This window comes from Actinosynnema sp. NPDC023658, from assembly GCF_040639995.1.
Taxonomy (GTDB): Bacteria; Actinomycetota; Actinomycetes; order Mycobacteriales; family Pseudonocardiaceae; genus Actinosynnema.
The window spans coordinates 1-398 of the sequence record NZ_JBFAAX010001232.1 but is presented as its reverse complement, the minus strand read 5'-3'; the positions used below and the strand labels follow the sequence as shown (position 1 = coordinate 398).

At 66.3% G+C, this 398-nt stretch carries 1 protein-coding gene; it reads left to right on the top strand.

All coding sequences use genetic code 11. From position 1 onward, the window contains the following. On the top strand, positions 1–398 hold a 398-nt coding region (locus AB0G02_RS39800; RefSeq protein ID WP_360805587.1), incomplete at both ends, for an integrase core domain-containing protein.

The window sequence follows — 398 nt, the reverse complement described above, 5'->3', positions numbered from 1 at the left end:
CCTGATCGGCACCCGCCAGTACGTACTCGCGGTCATCGAACACGCCAGCCGCCGGATCCGCATCCTGGGCGCCACCACCCACCCGACCGCCGCCTGGGTCACCCAAGCCGCAAGGAACCTCGCCATGGACCTCGAAGACGCCGGCCGCTCTACGCGGTATCTGATCCGCGACCGGGACGGGAAGTACCCAGCGTTGTTCGATGCCGTCCTCGCCGACGCGGGGATTCAGGTCGTCTTCGCCGGTGTCCGGATACCGCGGATGAACGCGATCATGGAGCGCTGGATCCGCAGTTGCCGCCGTGAACTCCTCGACCGAACGCTGATCTGGAACCAACGGCACCTGCTCCACGCCCTGCGCGAGAACGAGCACTTCTACAACACCCACCGGCCTCACCAAG